Origin of the sequence: Shinella sp. M27 (genome assembly GCF_049199905.1) — a bacterium.
Classification (GTDB): domain Bacteria; phylum Pseudomonadota; class Alphaproteobacteria; order Rhizobiales; family Rhizobiaceae; genus Shinella.
Window position 1 is genome coordinate 253,022 of the sequence record NZ_JBLZPK010000060.1, and the last position, 20,465, is coordinate 273,486.

Sequence of the window (20,465 nt, forward strand, 5' to 3'; positions counted from 1 at the left end):
ATGCTGAAGCTCTACGATATCGACGTACAATCGCGCCTGCTGCTCGGCACCGCCCGTTACCCCTCTCCGGCCATCCTGGCAGAGGCGGTGCGGCGCTCGAAGACGGAGATCGTCACCATCTCGCTGCGTCGTGAAACCGCAGGCGGCAAGTCGGGCGGTGCTTTCTTCGAGCTGATCCGCGATCTCGGCGTGCGTGTGCTGCCCAACACCGCCGGTTGCCACAGCGTGAAGGAAGCGGTGCTGACAGCGAAGATGGCGCGTGACGTCTTCCGCACCGACTGGATCAAGCTCGAGGTGATCGGTCATCACGATACGCTCCAGCCCGATGTCTTCGGCCTCGTCGCGGCCGCCCGCATCCTCACCGACGAGGGCTTCCAGGTCTTCCCCTACACGACGGACGATCTCGTCGTGGCGGAAAGGCTGCTGGAAGCCGGTTGCCGTGTGTTGATGCCCTGGTGCGCGCCGATCGGCTCGGCGATGGGGCCGGTCAATTCGACGGCGCTCCGGAGTTTTCGCGCACATTTCCCCGACGTGCCGCTGATCGTCGATGCCGGCATCGGCCGGCCCTCGCATGCCGCCCAAGTCATGGAGCTCGGCTATGATGCCGTGCTGCTCAACACCGCCGTCGCCGGTGCAGGCGATCCCGCAGCCATGGCCGAGGCCTTTGCGCTGACCATCACCGCCGGCCGGCTCGCCCATCAGGCCGTGCCGCTGGAACCGCGCGACATGGCCGTCCCCTCCACGCCCGTCATCGGAAAGGCGGTGTTCTCGTGAAGCTCGACCCCTTCTACCTCATCGTCGACAGCGCCGACTGGATCGATCGCCTCGTGCCCGTCGGCGTCAGGCTTGTGCAACTGCGCATGAAAAACGTACCCGAGCACCGGCTGCGCGACGAAATCCGCCGCGCCAAGGCGACCTGCGCCGAACACGGCTGCCAGCTCATCGTCAACGACCACTGGCAGATCGCCATCGAGGAGGCCTGCGACGTCGTGCATCTCGGGCAGGAGGACCTTGCAGATGCCGACATTGCCGCCATCCGTGCGGCCGGACTGAAGCTTGGCCTCTCTACCCATGACGAGGCCGAACTCGACACGGCACTTGCCGCAAAGCCCGATTACATCGCGCTCGGCCCGGTCTGGCCGACGATCCTGAAAAAGATGAAATGGGCACCGCAGGGGGCGGAAAAATTGCGGGATTGGAAAACACGGATCGCGCCGATCCCGCTCGTCGCCATCGGCGGCCTCAACCCGGATCGCCTGCCCGCCGTCTTCGAAAACGGCGCCGACAGCGCGGCCGTGGTGACGGACATCACGCTGAACACCGACCCGGAGGCGCGCGCTCGAGAATGGATCGCCCGCACCGCGCGCTGGCGCTGATCAGAGCTTCCACAGTCGCCGGGCGTTTTCGCAAAACACGCGGCGCTTCTCCTCCAGGCTCACACCGGAGAGAAGCGCCTGCGTCGCGCCGATCCAGGTGGAAAGCCCGCCGCCGAGCGTGCAGACTGGCCAGTCGCTGCCCCAGACCATGCGGTCGAAGCCGAAGCTTTCGGCGATATGGGCGAAATAGGGCTTCAGGTCCTCCAGCGTCCAGCTTTCCGAACCATAGGCCGGGATACCCGAGAGCTTCACGGTCATGTTCGGCCGGCGCGCGATGTCGGCGACCGGCCCCTTCCAGACGTCGAAACCGCCGCCCTTGATGTCAGGCACGCCGCAATGGTCGAGAACGAAGGAGACATCGGGCGCGAGATCGGCAAGTGCTATCGCCTTGTCGATCTGGTGCGGCAGGACGCAAAGATCGAAGTTGAGACCGGTACCCGCCAGACGCCTGATGTTTTCGCGAAACAGCGCGCCTTCGGACAGATCATCCGGCATCACATGCAGCACGCGGCGGAAACCGCGCACGAAGGGATTGGCAAGAACCGTATCGAGATAGGCCGGGAAATCCGGCGATTCCGGCCGGCAGGCGGCGATGGCGCCGACGAGCAGGCTGCCCGCCTCGCCGGACAGCCCCTTTACCATCTCTGTTTCATGCGGAATGTCGCCTTCGGCAACGTCGACTTCCATATGCAGCGCCGCGACGATGCCGAGCCGCCGGGCTTCGCGCGCATAAAGGTCCTGCGTGAAATCCGCATCGAGCGGCGGCACACTGGAAAGCCAGGGATAGGAGAGCCGGTCGCGGTAGATGAGATGCAGATGGGTATCGACGATCATTCGGGCCTCCTCCAGAGCGCGAACACTGGCACATAGGAATGATCTATTCAAATACGAATTAACGGCGCAGCCTAGCATTTCACCCCATTCCCGCTAAATCTCCCCACGAAACCAAAGGAGACCGGCATGAAAATAAGCGCACGCAACCGCCTCAAGGGCAAGATCGTTGAAGTCATTCTCGGAGCGACCACCGCCCATGTCCGCATCGATGTCGGCGGCTCGATCATCACCGCCGCCATCACCAACGAGGCGGTGAACGAACTCGGCCTTGCCGCCGGGCAGGAAGCCTATGCCGTTGTCAAGGCATCGGATGTCATGGTGGCCGTGGACGACTAAGGAGCCGAAAGCTCCCTAGTCAACCTTCTTGCACATATGCACTTCGTCGGTCTCGTCGTCACCCTTCTGGCGCGGCGCGATCGGCTTGAAGAGCGTGCGATCCGGCTTGAGGTCAACAAGCGGCGTGCCGTCGAGGCAATCGAGGCCGCGCACGAAGAGCCTGTTGCCCTCGATCCTTTCCAGCAGCACGATCGAGGTGCCGATCGGATTCGGCCGCACCGGCGAGCGCAGCGAAAACGTGCCGTGCACCTCGCCGTTCGAGGCCGGGCTTTGCAGCACGAGATCGCGGCGCGACTGGTGCAGCCAGTATAGCACCTCCAGCCGTTCATAGCGCTCGACGCCCGTCAGCGCCTGCACCCAGGGTTCGAAAATCTCGATCGTGCAGACCGGGCCGTCAGGACGCCCCTGCCGTGGCGTTTCCATGCGCGAGGTCCAGGGCGTCGAAATGCGGCCGATGAAGACGATCTCCGCATCCATAACGTCCGGCGCTGGTATCGCCACCTCGTTCTCGCGGATTTCGTTCAGCCGGACCACATTCAACTCCGTCGCTATATTTTTCTGAATACGACGATAGCGGCCCGCAAAATCTTTTGAAAGATATAAATCTCGATATATCTTGATTTCCGATATATCGAGATTTATATCGGAACCATGAGACACAGAATGGGATGCGGCCCTCACCGCCACTTTTCACCGCCCGACGACCGTTCGGGTCCCTTCCATCGCGGCCGGCATCACGGTCCCGGCCGGGGCGGCCGTCATGGCGGACGCCTCTTCGACTATGGCGAACTGCGCCTGCTGCTGCTCGCCATCATCTCGGATGCGCCGAGCCATGGGTATGAACTGATCAAGACCGTCGAGGAGCGCTTCGGCGGCAGCTACAGCCCGAGCCCCGGCGTCGTCTATCCGACGCTTTCCTGGCTCGACGACATGGGCTATGCGGCCATCGAGCCGGCCGAAGGCGGGCGCAAACGCTACAGCATCACGCCTGATGGCAAGGCCTTCCTCGCCGCCAACCGCGCTGCCATCGACGACCTGATGGCACGGGCCGGCGGCGGAGGCCCCGGCGGCCGCGAGGGCGTGCCCGCCCCCGTCGTTCGCGGCATGGAAAACCTGAAACTTGCATTGCGGCTGCGCCTGAAACGCGGCGATCTCGATGCGGCCTCAGCCGAAGCCATCGCCGCCGCCCTCGACCTTGCCGCCCAAACCGTGGAGAAAAGCTGATGACCACAAGCACGACCGCCATCCCGACCGAGCATGCCAGCAAATACCTGCAGCAGCTCTGCAAGCACTTTGCCCACAAGCTCACCGTCACCTTCGATGAACATGCGGGATCGATCACCTTCTCGATTGGCGAATGCCGGCTGAAGACGGAGAACGGCGCGCTGCGCATCGACCTCACGGCACCCAATGCCGAGGATATGGAGCAGCTGAAGGACGTGGTCATCCGCCACCTCGTGCGCTTCGCCTTCCGCGAAGAGCTTTCCCCGACCTGGCAGGATGCCTGATCAATTGGCGCCGGCGGCTTCCGAATTCTGCCGGCGCCAGTCCGAGGGGGAAAAACCCGTCCGCTTGCGGAAGAACCGTGAAAAATAGGCCGGATCCTCGAAACCAATCTCCCGGCCGATATCCTCCATGGGACGGATGGTGAAGCGCAGCAGGCGCTTGGCTTCCAAGAGGCGCCGCTCCAGCACCATGTCCTTCACCGTCTGGCCGAACACCGCGCGCGCCGCCTTGTCGAGCAGATGGGACGTCGTCGCCAGGGTCTCTACATAGCGCCCAACCGGCCAGTCTTCGCGATAGTGCCGGTCGATCGCCCGGCGCAGCTCCAGCCCGAGCGCCACCACGGGTGCTGCCGCCTCAAAACCGACCGTGCCGCCAAGCCGCGCCATCAGCGACAGCACGACGCCAATCAGCCCGGCCATGACCCGCTGGCTCGCCGCGGCACCGCCGCGATACTCGTCCATCACCATATAGAGCAGCGCGCTGATGCGCGAAAAACCCGGCGCATCGGCCTCTCCGGAGAGCAGCACGGGTGCGGCGAGCGACAGGTCCACCTGCGATGCCATGGCGCTCAAGAGATCGTCGGAGATCGACACGACGATGGCGTCGGACTGCTCGTCCACCTCGAAACCATGCACCACGTTGCTCGGCACAAAACTGATCGCCGGAGCGGAAAAATTCCAAGTCCGGTCTTCGATCTGGTAGCGCCCCGCGCCCTTGAACCAATAGGTCAGCTGCCCCATCAGCGGGTGTTTGTGCGGCGCGACCCGCCCGAAATGCAAGCTCTTGCGCTCCATCACCGTTTCGACATGCAGGAAGCCAACATCGAGCGCGCGGCTCGGCTCGCCGTAGACGAAAAAGGCTGGAACATCGCGGCTCGCGGTCATGCCGGAAAAAGTACCAGCGAATTGCCCGCTTTGTCCATGGCGCATCCGCTGTTCCCGACCTAGCATTTGTCAGGATTTTTGAGGAGAACCACCCCATGCGCGCGGAAGATCATCGCAGCGAAAAGACCCGGCCGTTCACCGGCGCCGAATATCTCGCAAGCCTTCGGGACGGACGCGAGGTCTATATCAACGGCGAACGCATCGCCGACGTCACCACCCACCCTTCCATGCGCAATTCCGCCCGCTCCATCGCCCGCATGTATGATGCGCTGCACGATCCCAAGCGTCAGGAACGGCTGACCTCGCCGACCGATACCGGCTCCGGCGGCTACACGCACAAATATTTCCGCGTCGCCCACTCCTCGGCCGATCTCGTCGCCCAGCAGGGCGCGATCGCCGACTGGGCGCGCATGTCCTATGGCTGGATGGGCCGCACGGCGGATTACAAGGCCGCGCTGATGAACACGCTCGGCGCCAATGCCGACTGGTACGGCCCCTTCAAGGACAACGCCCTTTCCTGGCACAAGCGCGCACAGGAAAGCGTGCTCTTCATGAACCACGCCATCGTCAACCCGCCGATCGACCGCCACAAGCCGGCGGACGCGGTGAAGGACGTCTTCGTGCACATCACCAAGGAGACGGATGCCGGCATCTATGTCTCCGGCGCCAAGGTCGTCGCCACCTCCTCCGCGTTGACGCACTACAATTTCCTCGCCCAGAGCTCGGCGACCGTCACCGAAGACCCGTCACTGTCGGTCATGTTCATCCTGCCGATGAATGCGCCGGGCGTGAAAATGTTCTGCCGTGTCTCCTACGAGCAGACGGCCAATACGGCGGCCCACCCGTTCGACTATCCGCTGTCCTCGCGCTTCGACGAGAACGACGCGATCCTCGTGCTCGACAATGTCTTCGTGCCCTGGGAAGACGTGCTGGTGCTGCGCGATGCCGCAAAAATCCTGTCCTTCCACCCGGCTTCCGGCTTCATGCAAGGCTATTGCTTCCAGGGCTGCACGCGCCTGGCGGTGAAGATGGACTTTTTGGCCGGTCTGCTTGCCAAGGCGCTGCGCGCCACCGGCGGCGATGCCTTCCGCGGCAACCAGGCGATGCTCGGCGAGGTCATCGCGATCCGCCACCAGTTCTGGGCCTTCTCCAACGCCATGGCCTACAACCCGATCCCCTGGGCGAACGGCGCCGTGCTGCCGAACCTCGAGGCTGCGCTCTGCTACCGCACCTTCATGTCGGAAGCCTATCCGAAGGTCATCGACATCGTGCGCCGCACCGTCGCCTCGGGCCTCATATACCTGCCCTCCTCGGCCAAGGATTTCGCCAATCCGGAGATCGACCGCTATCTCGCGCAATATGTCCGCGGCTCCGACAATATGGGCCATATCGAGCGCATCAAGATCATGAAACTCTTATGGGATGCGACCGGCACGGAATTCGGCGGCCGCCATGCGCTCTACGAGCTGAATTATGCCGGCGCGCCGGAAGAGGTTCGCCTGCAGGTGCTGAAGGGTGCCGAGCGCGGCGGACGTCTCCGGGAGATGGAAGCCCTCGTCGACCAGTGCATGGCCGATTACGACGAGACCGGCTGGACGGGCGACACCTGGCTGCCGCCGCTTGGCGACGACGCCCTGCGCAACGCTGCCGAATGAGGGCGGGGCCATGGACCTTACCATCTCCAAGACCGAATTCCGCAATGCGATGGCCCGGGTCTGCGCGCCCGTCAACGTGATTACCACCAAGGGAGCCGCCGGTCGCGGCGGCTTCACCGCCACCGCCATGTGCTCCGTGACGGACGAGCCGCCAACGCTGCTCGTCTGCATGAACAGCCGTTCGGCCCAGACCGGCCTGTTCATCGAGAACCGCCGTTTCTGCGTCAACGTGCTCACCCAGGAACACAAGACGCTGGCCGCCTCCTTCGCCGGCCAGCGGGCCGACATGGAGGCACGCTATGCCGATGCGACCTGGACGGACCTTCCCTCCGGCAACCAGGCGCTGACCGACGCCATCGTTTCCTTCGACTGCCGGCTGACGGAAGCGCGGCTCGTCGGCACGCACAACATTCTCATCGGCGAGGTCGTGGACATCCGTAGCAGGCGCGACGGGCATGCGCTCATCTATTTCGACCGCAACTATGTGCATGTGCCGACCCAGACCGGCAGCTTCGGCGGCTGATGACGATACAATCCTCTTGACAAGCGCTCCTCTATTTAACATGTTAAATAAAAGACTGCATGTGGGGAGGAACAATGCCGCATCTCACCGTCGAATATTCGGCCAATCTCGAAGGCCGCACCGACCTTGACGCGCTCTGCGGAGCGCTTCTCGAAACGCTGCTGGAAACCGGGCTCTTCGAAGTTGGCGCCGTGCGTGTGCGCGCCCTCAAGGCCGATCACTATGCCATCGCCGACCGGCTGGCGGAAAACGCCTTCATCGACCTGAACCTACGCATCGGCAAGTGCCGTAGCGCGGAAGAGAAGAAGCGCACCGGCGAGGCGCTGTTTTCCACCGCCGGCCGGCTGCTCGCTCCTCTTTTCGAGACGCCGCATTTCGCGCTCTCGCTCGAAATCCGTGAGATCGACGCGGAGTTGAGCTGGAAGAAGAACGCCATTCATCCGCGCCTGCGCGGCAAATAACAGGAAACCCCATGTCGAAACTTCAGGAAAACATCGCGAAGGCGGAAACCTATCTCGCCCGCTTCAAGGAAAAGGGCGTACTGAACCGCATCGCCGGCGAAGACGTGGGCGGCGGCGACGGCGCGACCTTTGAAAGCATCTCTCCCATCGACTTGAAGCCTTTGGCGACGGTGGCGCGGGGCACGGCCGCCGATATCGACCGTGCCGCCAAGGCCGCCAAGGCCGCCTTCGCGGAATGGTCTGCGATGCCGGGCGACACGCGCAAGAAACTCCTGCACAAGGTCGCCGACGCCATCGTCGCCCGCGCCGAAGAAATCGCCTTCGTCGAATGCATGGATACCGGGCAGTCGTTGCGTTTCATGGCCAAGGCGGCTCTCCGTGGCGCTGAAAACTTCCGCTTCTTCGCCGACCGCGCGCCGGAAGCCCGCGACGGCAAGACGTTGCGCACGGAAAACCAAGTCAACATGACGACCCGCGTGCCGATCGGCCCTGTCGGTATCATCACGCCGTGGAACACGCCGTTCATGCTCTCCACGTGGAAGATTGCGCCTGCGCTCGCCGCCGGCTGCACCATCGTGCACAAGCCGGCCGAATTCTCGCCGCTGACGGCCCGCCTGCTCGTCGAGATCGCCGAAAGCGCCGGCCTGCCGAAAGGTGTGTGGAACCTCGTCAACGGTTTCGGCGAGGATGCCGGCAAGGCACTGACCGAACACCCCCTCATCAAGGCGATCGGCTTTGTCGGCGAAAGCCGCACCGGCTCGATGATCATGAAGCAGGGCGCCGACACGCTGAAGCGCGTGCATTTCGAACTTGGCGGCAAGAACCCCGTCGTGGTCTTCGCCGATGCGGACCTCGAACGCGCCGCGGATGCTGCCGTCTTCATGATCTATTCGCTGAACGGCGAGCGCTGCACCTCCTCCTCCCGCCTGCTGGTGGAAGAGAGCATCTATGACAAATTCACCGGGCTGGTCGCGGAAAAGGCCAAGCGCATCAAGGTCGGCCATCCGCTCGACCCGGAAACGGTCGTCGGCCCGCTGATCCATCCGGTGCACGAGAAGAAGGTTCTCGAATATATCGAGATTGGCAAGTCCGAGGGCGCGACGGTTGCAGCCGGCGGCGAGAAATTCGCCGGGCCCGGCGGCGGCTGCTATGTCTCGCCGACACTGTTCACCGGCGCCAACAACCAGATGCGCATCGCCCAGGAAGAGATCTTCGGCCCCGTGTTGACGGCCATCCCCTTCAAGGACGAGGCCGAGGCGCTGGCACTCGCCAACGACGTCCAGTACGGCCTCACCGGCTATCTCTGGACGGCTGACGTCACCCGCGCCTTCCGCTTCACCGATCATCTCGATGCGGGCATGATCTGGGTGAACTCGGAAAACGTCCGACACCTGCCCACGCCCTTCGGCGGCGTCAAGAATTCCGGCATCGGCCGCGATGGCGGCGACTGGTCCTTCGATTTCTACATGGAAACGAAGAACATCGCCTTCGCCATCCGCGCCCACGCGATCCCGAAACTCGGCGGTTAAGCCGCCGGCCCGAAACTCGGCGGCTGATCCCGCTTGTTCATAGACTGCGCCCGTCCTCGTTTCTTGAGGCGGGCTTGAGGAGGACAACATGCCCGTACCCCAGCCCAATCTCTACCCGGCCTTCAACATCGTGCGCCTCAGCCATGTCGAATTCGGCGTCACCGATCTTGCCAAGTCGCGCGCCTTCTATGTCGATACGCTCGGCCTGCAGGTGACGGACGAGACCGCCGACACGATCTATCTGCGCGCCATGGAAGAGCGCGGCCATCACTGCATCGTGCTAAAGAAGTCCGACAAGCCCGAGGCCCGCGACCTCGGCTTCAAGGTCTTCGACGAGGACGATCTCGACAAGGCCGTGCATTTCTTCAAGGGCAAAGGCCTGCCGGTGGAATGGGTCGAGCGTCCCTATCAGGGCCGCACCTTCCGCACGCGTGACCCGATGGGCATCCCGCTGGAATTCTACACCAAGATGGAACGCCTGCCGCCGATCCACCAGAAATACGCGCTCTATCGCGGCGTGAAGCCGCTGCGTATCGATCACTTCAACTGCTTCTCGCCCGACGTCGACGCTTCCGTCGCCTTCTATAACGAGCTCGGCTTCCGCGTGACGGAATATACCGAGGATGCCGAAACCGGCCGCCTCTGGGCCGCCTGGACGCACCGCAAGGGCGGCGTGCACGACATCGCCTTCACCAATGGCCGCGGGCCCCGCCTGCACCACACCGCCTTCTGGGTGCCGACGCCGCTCAACATCATCGACCTGCTCGACCTCATGGCGACGACCGGCTGGGTCTCCAACATCGAGCGCGGCCCCGGCCGCCACGGCATTTCCAATGCCTTCTTCCTCTATATCCTCGATCCCGATGGTCATCGCATCGAGATCTACTGCTCGGACTACCAGACCGTCGACCCGGATCTCGAGCCCATCAAGTGGGACCTCAAGGACCCGCAGCGCCAGACGCTCTGGGGCGCCGCTGCACCGAAGTCCTGGTTCGAGCACGGCAGCCTCTTTGCCGGCGTCGAGCCTGAGGACGCCAAGCTGAAGTCCCAGCCGATCATCGCGCCGTAAGGAAGGGATCAGACCATGGACGTGAACCACCCCCGATTTGCGAGCTTCACCACGGGCGGGCGCAAAGCCTATGGCCTGGTCACGGGCAACGGCGTCATCGATCTCGCCGCCCGTTTCGGCGATCGCTTCCCGACACTGCGGGAAGTGGTCGAGGCCAACGCCTTCGACGAACTCGTCGAAGCTGCGGCCGATCGCCAGCCGGATTTCCTGCTCTCCGAGATCACCTACGAGATCCCGATCCCGGCACCGGAAAAGATCATTTGCGTCGGCGTGAATTTTCCGGATCGTAACGAGGAATACAAGGACGGCAAGGCGGCGCCCGCCAACCCGTCGCTGTTCATCCGCTTCCCGCGCTCCTTCACCGGCCACGACCGGCCGCTGATCCGTCCGCCGGAAAGCCCGCAGCTCGACTATGAGGGCGAGGTCACCATCGTCATCGGCAAGGGCGGCCGCCGTATCGCCGAGGCGGATGCGCTCGATCATATCGCGGCGCTGACCCTCTGCAACGAGGGCACGATCCGCGACTGGGTGCGGCATGCGAAATTCAACGTCACCCAGGGCAAGAATTTCGACGCCACCGGCTCCATCGGCCCTTGGCTGGTGCCTTATAAGGACGAAAGCCAGCTCGCCGACATCAAGCTCGAAACCCGCGTCAACGGCGAGGTGCGCCAGCAGGATCGCACCAGCCGGATGATCTTCTCCTTCCGCAAGATCATCAATTACATCTCCACCTTCACCACACTCGTACCGGGCGACGTCATCGTGTGCGGCACGCCGACGGGTGCCGGTGCACGCTTCGACCCGCCGATCTGGCTGAAGCCGGGCGACGTGGTAGAAGTGGAGGCCGAGGGCATCGGCCTCTTGCGCAACACCATCGCCGACGAGGTTTTCTGACCATGATGACGCAAGACGAGATCCGCGCCGCAGCGCTTGGCCTCGATGAGGCCGAGCGCACGCGCGTCCAGACGGGCCTGCTCTCGCTGAAACACCCCGGCATCACCATGGACGACGCCTATGCGATCCAGGGTGCCTGGGTGAAGAAGAAGATCGCCGACGGCCGCAAGGTCATCGGCTGGAAGATCGGCCTCACCTCCAAGGCCATGCAATATGCGTTGAATATCGACATTCCCGATTCCGGCGTGCTGTTCGACGATATGGTCTTCGAGGACGGCGCCACCGTGCCGGCCGACCGCTTCATCCAGCCGCGCGTCGAGGCGGAAATCGCCTTTGTGATGAAGGCGCCGCTGAAAGGCCCTGGCGTGACGGCCTTCGACGTGCTGAACGCCACGGACTACGTGACGCCGGCGCTCGAAATCCTCGACACGCGCATCCTGCGCGTCGATCCAGAGACGAAGAAGGCGCGCAGCATCTGCGACACGATCTCCGACAATGCCGCCAATGCCGGCATCGTCACGGGCGGGCGCGCCGTGCGTCCCGACCAGATCGACATGCGCTGGATGGGCGCCATCGTCAGCCGCAATGCGGAAGTAGAGGAAACCGGCCTTGGCGCCGGGGTGCTCAACCAGCCAGCCCGCGGCGTCGCCTGGCTCGCCAACCGCCTTGCACAATATGGCGACTGCATCGAGGCGGGGCAGATCGTGCTCGCCGGCTCGTTCATCCGCCCCGTCGAGGCCCGCCATGGCGACACGATATCAGGCGATTTCGGTCCTTACGGCACGGTCAGCCTGTTCTTCGCATAGGAGGTTTCGATGCCCGCCCCGAAAAACCCTTTCAAGCAGGCGCTGAAGGAAGGCCGTCCGCAGATCGGCCTCTGGCAGGCGCTCGCCAATCCCTACACGGTCGAGATCTGCGCCGAGGCGGGTTACGACTGGCTGCTGCTCGACGCCGAACACGCGCCGAACGACGTGCCGTTGCTCGTCTCGCAGCTCCAGGCGATGAAGGGGTCTTCAAGCCACGCCGTCATCCGCCCGCCGATCGGCGAGACCTGGATCGTCAAGCAGCTGCTCGATATCGGCGCGCAGACGCTGCTGATCCCCATGGTCGACAGTAAGACGATGGCGCAGGCGATGGTGAAGGCCGTGCGTTACCCGCCGCATGGCGTACGCGGCGTCGGTGCCGCCCTTGCGCGTGCCTCGGCCTTCAACCGTACGGTGGATTACCTCCAGACGGCCAATGACGAAGTCTGCCTGCTGCTGCAGGTCGAAAGCCGCGCCGGCCTCGAAGCGCTCGATGACATCGCCGGCACCGAGGGCGTCGATGGCGTCTTCATCGGCCCGGCCGACCTCGCCGCCGATATGGGTTTCCTTGGCAAACCCGGTGCGCCTGAGGTGCAGGCCGAGGTGGAGAAGGCGCTGAAGAAGATCCAGTCGCATGGCAAGGCGGCCGGCATCCTGATCGGCGATCTCGGCCTTGCCAAGCGCTATCTCGAACTTGGCGCCACCTTCGTCGCCATCGGCAACGATGTGACGCTGCTCGCCAATGCTACGACGAAACTGCTCGCCGACTTCAAAACCGCGGAGCCGGCCGCCGAGCCGGCCGCGGCGCCGGCAGGGGCAAAGGTCTATTGAACCAGAGGCGGCCCGGCGGGCCGCCTTTTTGTTTGTGGGAGCCGCATCTCCCGGCGGGCAGCCGGGTGCAGCCCTGGACAAGAGAATGTGCAGAACCGGACGCGACGCGATGGCCCCGGCGCTGCATGATCAATGCGGAAAAGGGAGGAAACCATGCGTTTTGACAACAAGGTTGCCATCGTCACGGGCGGCGGCACGGGTATCGGTGCCGCCGTCGCGCGGCGCATCGCCGCCGAGGGCGGCAAGGTGGCGCTGGTCGGCCGACGGCCGGAGCCGTTGCAGGCCGTCGCCGAGGAGATCGGCGCCGCCGTTTTCGCTGCGGATGCGGCCGATACCGCCAGCATGAAGGCCGCCGTCACGGCGACGGCGGAGAAATTCGGCAGCATCGATATCCTGATCGCCAATGCCGGCGGTCACGGCATGGGGCCGACCGTCTCGATGAGCGACGAGACTTGGGCGCTCGCCACGCGGCTCAACCTCAACACCGCCTTCGTCTCGGCGCGTGAGACGCTGCCGCACCTGATGCGTTCCAAGGGCAACATCGTCGTCCTGTCGTCGATCGCGGGCCTGTTCGCCGGACCGGATGCCGCCGGCTATGTCACCATGAAGCACGCCTGCATCGGGCTCGCGAAATCGCTCGCACGCGACTACGGCCGCTTCGGGGTGCGCACCAACACCATCTGCCCCGGCTGGGTCTCGACGCCGATGGCGGACGAGGAGATGCAGATGGTCATCGAGAAGTTCAAGCTGAACTCGGTTGCGGAAGCCTATGCGCTGGTCACCAAGGACGTGCCGCTCGGCCGGCCGGCAACGCCGGAGGAGGTCGCCAATGCCGTCTGCTTCCTGGCGTCAGGCGAAGCCGCGATGATCAACGGCGCCATCCTGACCGTGGACGGCGGCGCCACCACCGTCGACCTGCCGACGCTGGCCCTTGTCGATTGAGGAGGAATTTCAATGGCTCAACAGAACCCCAAGGACTGGAAGACCTACGACCAGTTCGCCTATGGCATCGACACCAACCGCCTGCCTTTGACCGAAGCGCTGGCCGGCACGAAACACACCGTCCATTTCGATGACGGCCGCGAGCTCGCCCTCGATTTCATCAAGGACAAGGTGACCTGGAACGACGCCTCCGGTTCAGGCACCGACAGCGTCGAGGTGGTCGAGGTCGCCCCCGACACCTATTTCGTCGAGATCGCCTTCGCCGAAAAACCGCTCGAAGCCGAGACCGTCATCCTCAACCTCGCCTCCCGCCGCGCGCTGTCGATCCTCTCGATCGTGCGCTCGAAGGAGGAGACGGTGGGCGAACCGCAGGTCGGCCAGATCTTCCGGCCGGGCGTGATTGCCGGCGGCGAAGCGAGCGGCATTGTGCCGGAGGAAACGCGCGACCTGATCGGCCTGCGCGCCCATTTCACCTACAGCCCCAACCATGTCTATGAGCACACCTACCTGTCCTCCAAGCGCTATGCCTGGCAGTGCCTGGTCGGCGTGCAGCGCGGCCATGGCGACGTGGACCTCGCCACCACCTACAAATTCGCCGAGGGGCAGTACATCTTCACCTTCCGCGAGTTCAAGATCCCGGTCGCCTCCACCTTCTTCTACAACTTCGCCGACATGCGCTCGACGGGCAAGTTCCTCGGCATCAACGGTGAGGGCGCGGTCCAGAACAGCAATGCCGGCGCCTTCATCCGCAAGGCCTCCGTAACCTTCTACCAGCCCGGCGAGGCACCCGTCTGATGCGCACCGCTTACGACATCGTCAAAGCCCACTACGACGCCAATGCCCGCCGCGACATGGCCGGCATGCTCGCCGATATCGCCGAGGATTGCCGCTGGACCGAAATGGACGGCTTTCCCTGCGCCGGCACCTATGTCGGTCCCGATGCCATCGTGCAGAATGTCTTCGCAGCATTGGGTGCGGCCTGGGACGGCTACACCTTCACGCTGGAGCGCCTTCTCGATACCGGCAACGACGTGGTCGCCATCGGCAACTACACGGCCGCCTACAAGGCGACCGGCAAGGCGATCAATGTGCGCGTCGTGCATGTCTGGGGCGTGGCGGACGACAAGATCCGCCGCTTCGAGCAGTTCACCGACACGCTGCGCGTCGCCGAGGCGATGCAGGCCTGAAGCACCCACGGAGGCGGCGGATCACTCCGCCGCCTCCCGCCATTGCGACGGCGTCTTGTCATAGCGCTGGCGAAAGAGCCGTGAAAAATGCGCGCTGGAGGAAAAGCCGAATTCGAAGGCGACTTCGGCAATGGAGCCGGGACGGACCGGACGGTTGCGCAGCGCTTCGGCCGCCGTCTGAAGGCGCTGTTCCCAGATGAAATCGGCCGGTGTGAGGCCCTGCGCCTCGAAGGCCCGATAGACATAGCGCACCGAACAGCCCATGCGCCGCGCGATATCAGACGCATCGAGATCGGTGCGCTGGATATTGTCCGCCACGTAAGCCTTGATGCGATCGAACAGCAAAGCCAGCGGCGGCGCATCGGTCGGGTGGTCGGCCAGCGAGCAATCGGTGATGATGGTGCGCGTCAGATCCGCCATCGCCCGGCCGAGGCTTTCGCGGCCGGCGGCATCGAGCCGGTCCATCTCGACCACAGCCCCCTGCATCATCGAGAGCAGAATGTTTTGCAGCCCGCCGGGCGCCAGTGGTGCTGCCATCGGCCGGCGCAGGCGTCCGACCACCGCACGCGGCAACGTCTCGCGCGGCACCTGCAACATCAGCACCTCGACGGGCATGGGGTTTTCGAGCCGGTAGCTGTAGGCGGGATCGTAAATCACCAGGGCCTGCGAACCGACGGTCAGATCGCAGCCGCCCTGATGGAAGAGGGAGCGGCCATGCGGCTGGATGATCAGCTTGATCATATCCGGCCTGTTGCCATCGGACAGCACACGGCTGCCATCGACCAGATGCGCCTCCGCATTCAGCCGCGTCAACCGGCACTGGCCGAGTTTTGCTGAAACGATGCGGCTCGCCCGCTCCCGCCCCTCGGAAAAATGCAGCCGCACGGAGCCGAACAGCCGGCGGGCGACGAAGCGAACATCCGTGCCGGTTGCGGCTTCGAGCGGCGAAAGCGTGCCCATGGTTCACACCGCCAGATAGGCGCCGTGGAGGATATCCGGCTGCTGGCGCAGGGTTTGCGAGAATCCGTCGAAGACGATGCGGCCACGCTCCATCACCAACGCGTGGCTGGCAAGACCCAGCGCCAGATTGGCGAACTGCTCGATCAGCAGCACACCGATGCCGTCCTGGGCGGCAAGCGTGAGCGCCTCCGCCAGCCGCTTGACGATGGCGGGCGCAAGACCGAGCGAGAGTTCGTCGACGATCATGAAGCGCGGTTTTGCCAGAAAGGCCTGCGCCATCGCCACCATCTGCTTCTGGCCGCCCGAGAGGTCGCCGGCAAGCTGATGGCGGCGGGCTTCGAGTTCCGGAAAGATGGCGAAGGCCCGTGCCAGCCCGTCGCGCCGCGCCGCAGTACCCCGCTCCAGCACCGAGACGAGTAGATTGTCCTCGACGCTCATCTGGCCAAGCACGCGGTGCCCTTCCGGCACCATGGCCACGCCGCGCCGGCGCACCGCATCGGGCGAAAGCCCCGTCAACCTGAGATCGCCGAGCGAGACGCTGCCCGATGCCGTGGGAATGGCGCCGGAGAGCGCCATGACGGTGCTGGATTTGCCGGCGCCGTTCGCGCCGAGAAGCGTGCTGATCGCGCCCGGCTGAAGCGCGAAGGAAATGCCGTGCAGCACGCGCTTGCCGCCACGCTCGACGACGAGATTGTCGACGGTGATCGTTCCAGCAGACATCACAGTTCTCCCAGATAGGCGAGGCGGACATCGGGATCGGCGAGCACCGTTTCGGTGCGGCCGAGCGCCAGGCGCTTGCCGTAGTCGAGCACAAGCGTTTCCGCGCACATGGCGCGGATGAGCTCCACATCATGATCGATCACGACGACCTGCGCGCCAAAAGCATCGGGAATGGCGAGCACGAGGTCGCGCAAACGTGCGCCCTCCTCGTCCGTCAGGCCGGCGGCCGGCTCGTCGAGCAGGATCAGGCGCGGCGTGCCAATCAGGCATTTGCCGAGTTCCACCAGCCGCCGCTCGAAGAGGTTCAGCCGCGCGCCGAGGCGGTGGGCGACGCTGCCGAGACCGACGAAATCGAGCGCGCGATCCGTCGTGCGGCCGCGCTCGCCCACGGCCGCGACATTGTCGGCGAGGGCCGCGAGATTGTCGCGGGCGGTCAGGTCTTCCACCACCTGCTCCGTCTGGAACGAACGGCGCAAGCCGGCCCGCACCCGTTGCAGCGGCGAGAGCGGCAACAACGACCGGCCATCCAGCTTGATGGCGCCTTCGATCGGGCGCACGAAGCCGGAGAGCACGTTGAGCAGCGTCGTCTTGCCGGCACCGTTGGGGCCGATGAGACCGGAGACGGGCGCACTCAGCATGGCGGTCAGCTGGTCGATCGGCTTGATGCCGCCGAAACGGACCGAGAGTGTCTCGATTTCGATCATCGCCCGGCTCCTCGGGTGAAACGCGCAAGAAGGCCGGCGATCTTTCCGGCAATGCCGGTCGGCGCCGTTGCCAGCGCGTGGAACAATGCGACGCCGAAAATGCCGATGGTGACATAACCGTCGATGCCGAGATCGGTGAGCAGCGCCGGCAACGCACGCAGCAGCAGGCCGGCGATGACGGCGCCGTACCAGTGGAAGGCGCCGCCGACCGTTGCCAAAGCAAAGAGGTTGAGGCTTTCGAAGGCGGAGAAGGCGCGGCCTTCCAGCTGACCGACATTGCCGGCAAGCAGCCCGCCCGCGATGCCCGCGAGGAAGCCCGAAAGCGCGAAGGCCCAGGCCTTGTAGGCGAGCACATTGACGCCGGAGGCGATCGCCACCGTCTCGCCCTTGCGGATCAGCGCCCAGGCGCGACCCGGCCGGGTGATCTTGTGCGCCTGCACCAGCATCAGGCCGAGCGTCGCGATGACGGCGCAATAGAGGAAATACGGCACCGCCTCGGTTGCGAGCGCCGGACGCGCCAGCATGGAGCGGCCCACCCCATCGGCGCGGCCGAGGAAACCCGGGCCGCCATCGGGAAAACCCCAGGCGGAAATGACGATCTGGAAGGCGCCGGCCAGCATCAGCGTCACCAGCGCGAGATAGAGGCCGCGCAGGCGGAGCGCCGGCACGCCGAACAGCAGGCCGAGCAGCGCCGCGACCACGCCGCCGGCAAGCAGGCTCACCTCGAAGGGCGGCTGCAAACCATGACCTATGCGCAGCGTCACCCAGCCGCCGACGCCGACCAGCGCGAACTGGCAGAGCGAGACGAGCCCGAGCTGGCCATAGAGCACCGCAACGCCGGCGACGGAAAGCGACAGCGCCATGGCCGAGGTCAGCGCCGAGAGCCAGAAGGCATTGGCGAGAAGCGCGACGGCAGCGGAAAAGATCGCCATGGCAAGGGCTACGGCAAGCAGCGGGCGCGGCTTTCGAACGGTCACTTCCGGGGCAAGCGGCACGGCGGCCGGGACAAGGGTTCTCTCAGTGTTCATCGGTCCCTCATCGAGGCACGGGAGGTGCTGCCGAGAATGGTCACGGCGATGAGCGCGATGACGAAAGGGGCGGCGGCACGATAGGGCGAGATCAGCGTGATCGGCGTCAGCACGGCCTCGGCAAGGCCGATGCCGACACCGGCGATCGCAGTGATATAGAGCGAGCGCAGCTGGCCGAGGATCGCGGCGGCGATGGCCGGGATGACGACGAAGGTCAGGAACGTGCCCTGCAGGCGTACGAGATCGGCCAGCAGCAGGCCGGCGAGGCCGGAGAACAGGCCGGTGATGACCCAGGCCGCCGTCTCCGTATGCAGCACACGCACGCCGAGAATGGCGGAGAGGTCGCGGTCATTGGCAAGCGCGCGCATGTCGAGGCCGAGACGGGTGCGGTTCAGGAGCAGCGTGATGGCGCCGACCATGGCAAGCGACAGGACGAGCGCGATCAACCGCGTAAAAGTGAGCCGCACGCCAAAAACGGTGAGATACATCTGGTCGGTCGGAAACTGCAGGCGGCGCGGCAACTCGCCCCAGATGATGCCTATGGCGGCGATCAGCACCAGCGCCGGCGCCAGCGTGCCGACGGCGCGCACGACGATGTCGCGGTGGGAGAGCAGCGGCGCGAAAAGGCGGCCGTAGAGAAAGCTCACCAAGGTTGAGGTGAGGACACCGAGGAGAATGGCCAGCGCCAGCGGCCAGTTCCATTGCAGGACCTGCCAGGCGACATGGGCGCCGAGCGCACCGAAGGCGCCGAAGGCGAAATTGAGAACCCCGGTCGAGCGGTAGAGAATGACGAGACCGACGCCGGACAGCGCGTAGACCGCGCCGATCCCCAGGCCGGAAATCAGGAATGGCAGGAGAGACATGAGGCCCTCGATCATGCGGGAAAGGAGACCCTGCGGGACACGATGCCCGCAGGGTCGATCGATCACTTCAGGCTGGCCTCGAAGGCGCGCACATCCTTCAGCTCCGGATCCGGCGACGGCGCGCAATCGGAAACGACCTTCCACTTGCCGCCTTCGCTGATCGCCATGCGCGTCGTCGAATTGGCATTGTGGCGCGGCTGCCCCTCACCGAAATACCAGGGCGCGCAGAAGATATCGCTCTTGAAGTCCTTGACGCCACGCACCGCGGCCGAGACGGTCTCGCGGGTGATGTTGGCGCTGTCGAGGCTCATCAGGGCCTTTTCGGCGATGCGCGCGGCGAGGTAACCGGCCTGGGCGAAGGTGTCGCGTGGGTCGGAGGCCTGGCCGTATTCGTCCATCACGGCAAGCCAGTTGGCATTGTCGGGCGTCGTTGCCTCGAGGTCGTTGAACTCCATGTTGACGTAGAACTTGCCATCCCAACCGGCACCGAGCGTTTCCGGCACGGAGAGGTCATAGGCGGACGCGGCCGACAGGAACTTGATCTGCTCGTTCAGGCCCTGCTCCTCGGCAGCGACGAGCAGCGGTATCGCGACGCCCTTGGACATGCCGAGCACGATGACATCGGGCTTGCTGGCGGCGGCCTGCAGCATGATCGAGGTGGCATCCGCACTGCCCGGATCCATCAGGATCGTCTCGGCGGCAAAACCCTTTTCCTTGGCGAGCAGCATCACGCCATCGCAGGACCAGGTGCCGACATTGGGTATGTTCGGGCCGATGCAGACGACCGACTTGGCGGCAAGCTGGTCGAGCGCATAGCCCATGGCGCCGAGCATGGAGACGCGCGGGCCGGCATTCGTCGGCGCGTAGTTTTCAGCAAAGAAGCATTCGCGCGGCACGCCGACGCCGGCCACGACATAGATGCCGCTCTTCTTGTAGTAGTCGGCGTTCGCCCCGCATTCGACATAGCTCGAATTGCCGACCATCAGCACGGCCTTCTCGTCATCGACGAGCTTTGCCGCAAGCTGGGCCGCCTTTTCCGGATCCCACTGGTCGTCCTCGACGAGATATTTCACCGGGCGGCCCTTGATGCCGCCATTGGCGTTGAGGCAATCGAAATAGGCTTTTGCCGCCTTGGTCGAGTTCGAAAAGTCGTCCGGCCCGGTCTTGCCGGTGATCGCGCCGATGACGATCGGTTCGCCGGTCGCGGCCGTGCCCGTACCGTCGCCGCAGGATGCGGCCGCATGTGCGCCTGCCGTGCCGGCAAGGCTGAACGCCAGGCCGACTAGCAGTCCCTTCAACACTTTCATCATGGTTTCCTCCTCCTTGGTTTTTGACCGGCCGGCGCTCCTCCGCGCCGGCC

25 protein-coding genes are annotated in these 20,465 nt (G+C 64.6%); 16 read left to right on the plus strand and 9 right to left on the minus strand.

All coding sequences use genetic code 11. The annotated features are described in order from the left end of the window. Together ACOZK4_RS23215 and ACOZK4_RS23220 are read left to right on the plus strand one after the other, a co-directional pair. A complete protein-coding gene (locus tag ACOZK4_RS23215; protein WP_421594061.1) occupies positions 1-774 on the plus strand; it encodes a thiazole synthase in 774 nt (257 codons plus the stop codon). Next, on the plus strand, positions 771-1,376 hold the full coding sequence (locus ACOZK4_RS23220) for a thiamine phosphate synthase (RefSeq protein WP_421594063.1): 606 nt from the start codon (positions 771-773) through the stop codon (positions 1,374-1,376). Before ACOZK4_RS23215 ends, ACOZK4_RS23220 begins: the two co-directional genes overlap by 4 nt. On the opposite strand, the gene ACOZK4_RS23225 is transcribed toward ACOZK4_RS23220, so the two are convergent. Then, positions 1,377-2,210, minus strand: a complete 834-nt coding sequence (locus tag ACOZK4_RS23225) for an amidohydrolase family protein (RefSeq protein WP_421594065.1) — start codon at positions 2,208-2,210, stop codon at positions 1,377-1,379. It lies immediately after the preceding gene. A gap of 126 nt (positions 2,211-2,336) precedes the next feature. Between ACOZK4_RS23225 and ACOZK4_RS23230 the strand changes: the two genes are divergently transcribed. Then, a complete protein-coding gene (locus tag ACOZK4_RS23230) occupies positions 2,337-2,546 on the plus strand; it encodes a molybdopterin-binding protein (protein WP_313525090.1) in 210 nt (69 codons plus the stop codon). 15 nt (positions 2,547-2,561) lie between these two features. Here ACOZK4_RS23230 and tsaA read toward each other — a convergent pair whose 3' ends face one another. Next, the gene (tsaA, locus tag ACOZK4_RS23235; RefSeq protein WP_421594066.1) at positions 2,562-3,080 is read right to left on the minus strand and encodes a tRNA (N6-threonylcarbamoyladenosine(37)-N6)-methyltransferase TrmO; all 519 of its coding nucleotides are present in this window, start codon (positions 3,078-3,080) and stop codon (positions 2,562-2,564) included. 129 nt (positions 3,081-3,209) lie between these two features. On the opposite strand from tsaA, the gene ACOZK4_RS23240 reads away from it, so the two are divergent. Together ACOZK4_RS23240 and ACOZK4_RS23245 are read left to right on the plus strand one after the other, a co-directional pair. Next, positions 3,210-3,770, plus strand: a complete 561-nt coding sequence (locus tag ACOZK4_RS23240; protein ID WP_421594067.1) for a PadR family transcriptional regulator — start codon at positions 3,210-3,212, stop codon at positions 3,768-3,770. After that, positions 3,770-4,054, plus strand: coding sequence for a DUF2218 domain-containing protein (locus ACOZK4_RS23245; RefSeq protein ID WP_421594068.1), 285 nt, complete (start codon positions 3,770-3,772; stop codon positions 4,052-4,054). Before ACOZK4_RS23240 ends, ACOZK4_RS23245 begins: the two co-directional genes overlap by 1 nt. On the opposite strand, the gene ACOZK4_RS23250 is transcribed toward ACOZK4_RS23245, so the two are convergent. Further along, positions 4,055-4,936, minus strand: coding sequence for a helix-turn-helix domain-containing protein (locus ACOZK4_RS23250; RefSeq protein ID WP_421594069.1), 882 nt, complete (start codon positions 4,934-4,936; stop codon positions 4,055-4,057). It lies immediately after the preceding gene. A gap of 95 nt (positions 4,937-5,031) precedes the next feature. On the opposite strand from ACOZK4_RS23250, the gene ACOZK4_RS23255 reads away from it, so the two are divergent. From ACOZK4_RS23255 to ACOZK4_RS23305, 11 genes are all read left to right on the plus strand, one after another. Next, positions 5,032-6,591 carry a 4-hydroxyphenylacetate 3-hydroxylase N-terminal domain-containing protein gene (locus tag ACOZK4_RS23255; protein WP_421594070.1) on the plus strand — a complete coding sequence of 520 codons (1,560 nt, stop codon included), beginning with the start codon at positions 5,032-5,034 and terminating at the stop codon, positions 6,589-6,591. 10 nt (positions 6,592-6,601) lie between these two features. Next, positions 6,602-7,114, plus strand: coding sequence for a flavin reductase (locus ACOZK4_RS23260; RefSeq protein ID WP_421594071.1), 513 nt, complete (start codon positions 6,602-6,604; stop codon positions 7,112-7,114). Between the two features lie 74 nt (positions 7,115-7,188). Beyond that, positions 7,189-7,575 (plus strand): 5-carboxymethyl-2-hydroxymuconate Delta-isomerase, encoded by a 387-nt coding sequence (locus ACOZK4_RS23265; protein ID WP_421594072.1) that lies wholly within the window; start codon positions 7,189-7,191, stop codon positions 7,573-7,575. Between the two features lie 11 nt (positions 7,576-7,586). Then, complete coding sequence (gene hpaE / locus ACOZK4_RS23270; protein ID WP_421594074.1) at positions 7,587-9,104, plus strand: 5-carboxymethyl-2-hydroxymuconate semialdehyde dehydrogenase; 1,518 nt, start codon at positions 7,587-7,589, stop codon at positions 9,102-9,104. An 88-nt stretch (positions 9,105-9,192) separates the two neighbouring features. After that, positions 9,193-10,173 (plus strand): 3,4-dihydroxyphenylacetate 2,3-dioxygenase, encoded by a 981-nt coding sequence (gene hpaD / locus ACOZK4_RS23275; protein ID WP_421594076.1) that lies wholly within the window; start codon positions 9,193-9,195, stop codon positions 10,171-10,173. A gap of 15 nt (positions 10,174-10,188) precedes the next feature. Then, a complete protein-coding gene (locus ACOZK4_RS23280; RefSeq protein ID WP_421594077.1) occupies positions 10,189-11,067 on the plus strand; it encodes a fumarylacetoacetate hydrolase family protein in 879 nt (292 codons plus the stop codon). Between the two features lie 2 nt (positions 11,068-11,069). Next, positions 11,070-11,873 carry a 2-oxo-hept-4-ene-1,7-dioate hydratase gene (hpaH, locus tag ACOZK4_RS23285; RefSeq protein WP_421594079.1) on the plus strand — a complete coding sequence of 268 codons (804 nt, stop codon included), beginning with the start codon at positions 11,070-11,072 and terminating at the stop codon, positions 11,871-11,873. 9 nt (positions 11,874-11,882) lie between these two features. After that, positions 11,883-12,701 (plus strand): 4-hydroxy-2-oxoheptanedioate aldolase, encoded by an 819-nt coding sequence (hpaI, locus tag ACOZK4_RS23290; protein ID WP_421594080.1) that lies wholly within the window; start codon positions 11,883-11,885, stop codon positions 12,699-12,701. 153 nt (positions 12,702-12,854) lie between these two features. Continuing rightward, a complete protein-coding gene (locus ACOZK4_RS23295) occupies positions 12,855-13,643 on the plus strand; it encodes an SDR family NAD(P)-dependent oxidoreductase (protein ID WP_421594081.1) in 789 nt (262 codons plus the stop codon). Between the two features lie 12 nt (positions 13,644-13,655). Next, positions 13,656-14,438 carry a MoaF C-terminal domain-containing protein gene (locus ACOZK4_RS23300; protein ID WP_421594083.1) on the plus strand — a complete coding sequence of 261 codons (783 nt, stop codon included), beginning with the start codon at positions 13,656-13,658 and terminating at the stop codon, positions 14,436-14,438. After that, positions 14,438-14,830 carry a nuclear transport factor 2 family protein gene (locus ACOZK4_RS23305; RefSeq protein WP_421594084.1) on the plus strand — a complete coding sequence of 131 codons (393 nt, stop codon included), beginning with the start codon at positions 14,438-14,440 and terminating at the stop codon, positions 14,828-14,830. The genes ACOZK4_RS23300 and ACOZK4_RS23305 overlap by 1 nt, the downstream gene beginning before the upstream one ends. A 21-nt stretch (positions 14,831-14,851) precedes the next feature. On the opposite strand, the gene ACOZK4_RS23310 is transcribed toward ACOZK4_RS23305, so the two are convergent. From ACOZK4_RS23310 to ACOZK4_RS23335, 6 genes are all read right to left on the minus strand, one after another. Next, positions 14,852-15,790: a helix-turn-helix domain-containing protein gene (locus tag ACOZK4_RS23310; protein ID WP_421594085.1), complete on the minus strand. Its 939-nt coding sequence runs from the start codon at positions 15,788-15,790 to the stop codon at positions 14,852-14,854. A gap of 3 nt (positions 15,791-15,793) precedes the next feature. Continuing rightward, positions 15,794-16,510 carry an ABC transporter ATP-binding protein gene (locus ACOZK4_RS23315; protein WP_421594087.1) on the minus strand — a complete coding sequence of 239 codons (717 nt, stop codon included), beginning with the start codon at positions 16,508-16,510 and terminating at the stop codon, positions 15,794-15,796. Continuing rightward, positions 16,510-17,214: an ABC transporter ATP-binding protein gene (locus ACOZK4_RS23320; protein WP_421594088.1), complete on the minus strand. Its 705-nt coding sequence runs from the start codon at positions 17,212-17,214 to the stop codon at positions 16,510-16,512. Before ACOZK4_RS23320 ends, ACOZK4_RS23315 begins: the two co-directional genes overlap by 1 nt. Beyond that, complete coding sequence (locus tag ACOZK4_RS23325; RefSeq protein ID WP_421594090.1) at positions 17,211-18,242, minus strand: branched-chain amino acid ABC transporter permease; 1,032 nt, start codon at positions 18,240-18,242, stop codon at positions 17,211-17,213. Before ACOZK4_RS23325 ends, ACOZK4_RS23320 begins: the two co-directional genes overlap by 4 nt. Next, the gene (locus ACOZK4_RS23330; protein WP_421594091.1) at positions 18,239-19,105 is read right to left on the minus strand and encodes a branched-chain amino acid ABC transporter permease; all 867 of its coding nucleotides are present in this window, start codon (positions 19,103-19,105) and stop codon (positions 18,239-18,241) included. Before ACOZK4_RS23330 ends, ACOZK4_RS23325 begins: the two co-directional genes overlap by 4 nt. A gap of 62 nt (positions 19,106-19,167) precedes the next feature. Then, positions 19,168-20,415: an ABC transporter substrate-binding protein gene (locus tag ACOZK4_RS23335; RefSeq protein WP_421594092.1), complete on the minus strand. Its 1,248-nt coding sequence runs from the start codon at positions 20,413-20,415 to the stop codon at positions 19,168-19,170. Between the last annotated feature and the right edge of the window lie 50 nt (positions 20,416-20,465).